4 protein-coding genes are annotated in these 4,673 nt (G+C 76.1%); 3 read left to right on the forward strand and 1 reads right to left on the reverse strand.

The genetic code is table 11. The annotated features are described in order from the left end of the window. The coding region (locus tag ACFU6K_RS31830; RefSeq protein ID WP_380668920.1) for an ArsR/SmtB family transcription factor at positions 1-267 on the forward strand (267 nt) is incomplete at its 5' end. A gap of 191 nt (positions 268-458) precedes the next feature. Here the strand turns inward: ACFU6K_RS31830 and ACFU6K_RS31835 are convergent. Then, a complete protein-coding gene (locus tag ACFU6K_RS31835; RefSeq protein WP_380668922.1) occupies positions 459-1,244 on the reverse strand; it encodes a class I SAM-dependent methyltransferase in 786 nt (261 codons plus the stop codon). Positions 1,245-1,551: 307 nt separating this feature from the next. Between ACFU6K_RS31835 and ACFU6K_RS31840 the strand changes: the two genes are divergently transcribed. Both ACFU6K_RS31840 and ACFU6K_RS31845 read left to right on the forward strand, forming a co-directional pair. Continuing rightward, entirely contained in the window at positions 1,552-1,866 is a 315-nt protein-coding gene (locus ACFU6K_RS31840; protein ID WP_380668924.1) for a DUF7019 family protein, read from the forward strand. Positions 1,867-1,880: 14 nt separating this feature from the next. Further along, a partial coding sequence (locus tag ACFU6K_RS31845; RefSeq protein ID WP_380668926.1) for a WD40 repeat domain-containing serine/threonine protein kinase occupies positions 1,881-4,673 on the forward strand: 2,793 nt, incomplete at its 3' end.

Here is a 4,673-nt window from a genome sequence, read left to right on the forward strand (position 1 = left end):
CCGCCGGACGGGAGAGCGGTCGACGTCGTCGGATCCCTGCTGGGCCACACCCGGGCCGCGGTGCTCGGCACCATCGCCGGTCACCCCGGCTGCTCGACCCGGCAGCTCGCCGCGCTCGTCGGCATCTCCATGGCCAGCGCCAGCGAGCACGCCACGACGCTGCGCAACGCGGGCCTGGTCACCACCCACCGGGACCGCCAGACGGCCGCCCACGTCGCCACCCCCACGGGCATCGCGGTGCTCAACGCGCCCTCCGGACGGCCCTGAGCGGCCTACCAACCACCCCGCCTGCCCAAGCGATTCGATCAGCCGGCGCCGGACCAGGGCCAGGGTTGGGGCCAGGGTCGGGGTTGGGGCCAGGGTCGGGGTGCTCGACCCAGCGCCGTACGGCGGCCAGATCGAGCAGGGTCCTGATCAGGGGGACGGGGACCGGGAGGGGCGGGTCGGGTGCGGGCGGCTCAGGACCGGTCGGCGCGGCGGATGACGAGCATGTCCTGGGTGTGGCCGATGCCGTAGCCGCCGCCGGGGAGGGCGAAGTGCTCCTGGACGTAGGCGGCCAGGTCCGCGCGGGAGGGCCGGGGGTCGAGGGTGGCCAGGTCGGCGACGTTGACCATGAACTCGGCGACGTCGACCGCCTCGGCGAGGTCGGGCGCACGGTAGTGGAGGTCGAGGGTTTCGAGGGCGTAGTCGTGCTCCGGGTGCCGCTCGTGCAGGCGGTCGGCGAGCGGGGCGAGGTCGTAGCGGACGCCGGTGAAGTGCGCGGCCATCCGCATGCACGGGCTCTCCGGGTTCTGGAGCACGACCAGGAGGGTGCCGCCGGGGGCCGTCCAGTCCAGGGCGCGGGAGACGGTGCCGAGCCAGTCCGCCTCGGGCACGTAGTAGAGCACGTGGGAGAGGTGGACGAGGTCGGCCTGCTCGGGCGGGTGGACCCGGTCGAGCGGCTCCGGGAGGACGAGGGCGTCGGGGCAGGCCGCGCCGAGCTTCTCCCGCATGGCGGCGCTGGGTTCCACCGCGATCGTGCGGTCGAAGGAGCGGCCCAGGTGGGCGGTGGTGCGGCCGTCGCCCGCGCCGAGGTCCAGCAGGACCCGGCGGTGCGGCAGGGCGGCCACGATCTCGCTCAGCCGGGCGTGGGTGACCGGCTTCTCGTCCGTCCCGGCCAGGAACAGTTCGAACGCCCGGCGGTAGTCGGCGCTCGTCACGTCCAGTACCCGGACCGGGTCCGCGTCCCTCGTCGTCGTCTCCACCTGTCGGCCTCCACGGTTGACGGTGTGCCAGGTGGCGCCCATTGCACCCCGCGGCGGCGGCACGGGGGTGCAGGGACGTTCCTGCCCGCGTGTCGTCCGCCACCGCTCCGGCACCGCTCCGACACTGCTCCGCGACCGAGGACCCCGTCGGACAACCGGCTGTCCGACGGGGTCAACTTCACTACTGTCAGCAGGCGTTGACGATCGCGAGGCGATCGCGCCCCGCCCGCCCGAGCCCACCGGGCGACCTCAAGGCTTCTCGGCGAAAGCCGTGACCGGCGGGATGGTGACGGGATACCCTCATATGGTGACGGTGCGCTATTGCCTGTACATCAGCGACGCCAAGATCGACATGCTGCTCTCCCAGGCCTCGGCCTTCACCCCCGCCGGCACCGAGGCCACCGAGGGCACCGAGGGCACTGACGGCACCGAAGCCCCCATCGAGGAGGCCTCCCTGGCCGCTGTGCACACCACCGGGCGGCTGCTGCGCGGCCCGCGGCAGACCGTCGAGTTCGTCGCCCGCCGCCTGCTGACCGGGCCCAGTCCCTACCCCGAACTCGACGCCGGGCCCGACCTGCGGGTGCTGCTCGGCAGCCCCCTGCACGTGGCACTGGCCGACTGACGGTGCGGCGCGCGATGCCCCCCGCCTGGCGGCCCGGTGACGTGGTCCTCGACCTCTACGAGGTGCTCGACGACGTGCGCAGCGGCGGCATGGGGGTCGTCCAGCGGGTCCGGCACCGCGGCTGGAACGTCGACCTCGCGGTCAAGACGCCCCGCCCGGGCCTCGTCGCCTCCGAGGCGGGCCGGCTCAGGTTCGAGGCCGAGGCCGGTACCTGGGTGGGCCTGGGCCTCCACCCGCACACCGTGAACTGCGCCTACGTCCGCACCGTCGACGGGCTGCCGCGGGTGTTCGCCGAGTGGGTCGACGGCGGCAGCCTCGACGAGGCGGTGGCCGGCGGCCGGCTCTACGAGGGCGGTCGGGAGGCCGCCCTCGCACGCGTGCTGGACGTCGCCGTCCAGACCGCGTGGGGGCTCCAGCACGCCCACGACAGCGGCCTGGTCCACCAGGACGTCAAGCCCGCCAACGTCATGCTCGAACCCGACGGAACCGCCAAGGTCACCGACTTCGGGCTGGCCCGGGCCCGTGCGGCGGGCCCCGACGGCGCACCCGCCGCCGCACCCGCCGCCGGGGCGGCCGACACCTTCGGCGGCATGACCCCCGCCTACTGCTCCCCCGAACAGGCGCTCGCCGCCCTGGGCCACCGGGCCGTCCGGCTGACGCCCGCGACGGACGTGTGGTCCTGGGCGCTGACGGTGCTGGAGATGTTCACCGGCCAGCAGCCGACCCTGTACGGCCAGATCGCCGGCGCCGTGTTCGAGGAACTGCTGGCGGCCGGGCCGCTCAATCCCCGCCTGCCGCCCGTACCCCCCGCGGTCGTGGCGCTGCTGCGCCGGTGCTTCACGACCGACCCGGCGGCGCGGCCCGCCCGGCCGGCGGAGGCCGCCGACGTCCTGATCGGCGTCCACCGCGACCTCACGGGCATGCCGTACCCGCGCCCGGCCCCGGAGCCGGCCGCGCTGCTGGCCGACGGACTCTCCAACCAGGCGCTGTCCCTGCTCGACCTCGGACGCACGGAGGAGGCCGAGGCACGGTGGCGGGAGGCGATGACGGCCGACCCCCACCACCTCGTCGCGGCCTTCAACTTCGGCCTGCACCGCTGGCGTTGTGCGCGCAAGACCGACCTGGACCTCGTCGCCGAGCTGGAGGCCGCCCGCCGGGCCGGTGGCGACGACGCCCTGGGCGCGCGGCTGCTCGGGCTCGTCCACCTGGAGCGCGGCGACCGCGAGCGCGCCGCCGAACTGCTGCACGCCCCGGCCCCGGGGGAACCGGAACCGGCCGAGATCTCCGAGGCGCTGGCGGAGCTCGCCCGTGACCCGGGGACGCGCCCGGCGGTCCTCGCCGGCCACCGGGCCGGGGTGGCCGCACTGGCGGTGTCGGCCGACGGCGGCCTGGTGCTGTCCGGCGACCACGATGGTGGGCTGCGGCTGTGGGAGACGGGCAGCGGCCGCTGTCTGCGCGAGCTGACTCCGGAGGGCGAGGGGCCGGGCGTCGTGTCCGTCGCCATGGACGCCGCGGGACGGATCGGCCTGGTGGGCCGCGGGCAGGGTGCGCCGGAGGCGTGGGACCTCACGTACGGCCGGCGGCTCCCCCTCCCGGCGGGCCCGACCGCCGGGCCCGTCGCGGCGGTCGCGCTCAGCGCCGACGGGACGGTCGCCGCCACCGGGCACGACGACGGCACCCTGTGGTTCCGGCGCCTGGACACCCCGTGGCTCCTGGGCCCGGTGCAGAGCCGGGCGGAGCGGTTGACCGCGCTCGGACTCAGCGACGACGGCACCTTCGCCGTGACGGCCGGCGACCTGCGCGACGACAAGCTCCGCGGCTGGCTGGTGTCCACCGGGGTGTGCGGGGCGGTCTTCACCGAGCCGCGCGCCAAGCCCCACCACTCGGCCTGGGGCGGCTTCGTGCGAGGGGCCGCCGTCGCCCCGGGGGCGATGTACGCCGTACAGGTGTGGGCCGGGCCGATGGTGCTGTGGGACGTGTGGGCGAACCGGATCGCCGCCCAGGTGCGCCACGCGCTGACGGACGTCTCGGCGCTCGCCCTCACCCCGGACGGCTCGCTGGCCGTCGTCGGAGGCGGCCAGCCACTGCAGGTCGTCCAGACGGCCACCGGCCGCTGCCTGCGCACCGTCGACGACGGCACGTCGCAGCACACGCGGGTCCTCGCGGTGAGCGCCGACGGCCGCTACGCCGTGCTGCCCGTGTTCGGCGACGGCCGGATCAGCGTGCTGCCCCTGCCCGTCCCCGGCTACCGCGCGCCGTGGGCGTACGCCAGGCCCCGGGCCGCCGGTGAACTGTCCGACCACGCCGGGCGGTTCAGGGCGGCGATGCGCGAGGGCGAACGGCTCCTGCGGGAGGGCCGCCACGCGCGGTCGGCGGACGCCCTGCGCGCCGCGCGGGCGGTGCCGGGCCACGAGCGGCACCCCGAACTGCTGAACGCGTGGAACGCCCTGGGCCGGCACGGGCGCACCACGGGCCTGCGCGGCGCCTGGCAGACGTTCGACTTCACCGTGCGCCTCGCCCGGCCCGCGGCGACGGCGTTCGCCGGGGACACCAGCTGGTTCCTCGCCGCGGTGCTGCACGACCGGTTCGTGCTGTGCGACGCCGCCAACGCCCGCCGCCACCGGGTGGTCGCCTCGGACGCCGGGGCCGGCCAGGCCCTCCTGCTGACCCGCGACGGCGCCAGGGCCGTGCTCCACGGCGGCGGGGAGGCCGCGCTGTTCGACCTCCGGGACGAGCGGACCGTCACGCTGCTGCCCGACGGCGTCGAGGCCGTGGCGCTGGCCGACGCCGGCCCGTGGCTGCTGACC

The organism is Kitasatospora sp. NPDC057512 (assembly GCF_042802135.1).
Lineage (GTDB): Bacteria > Actinomycetota > Actinomycetes > Streptomycetales > Streptomycetaceae > Kitasatospora.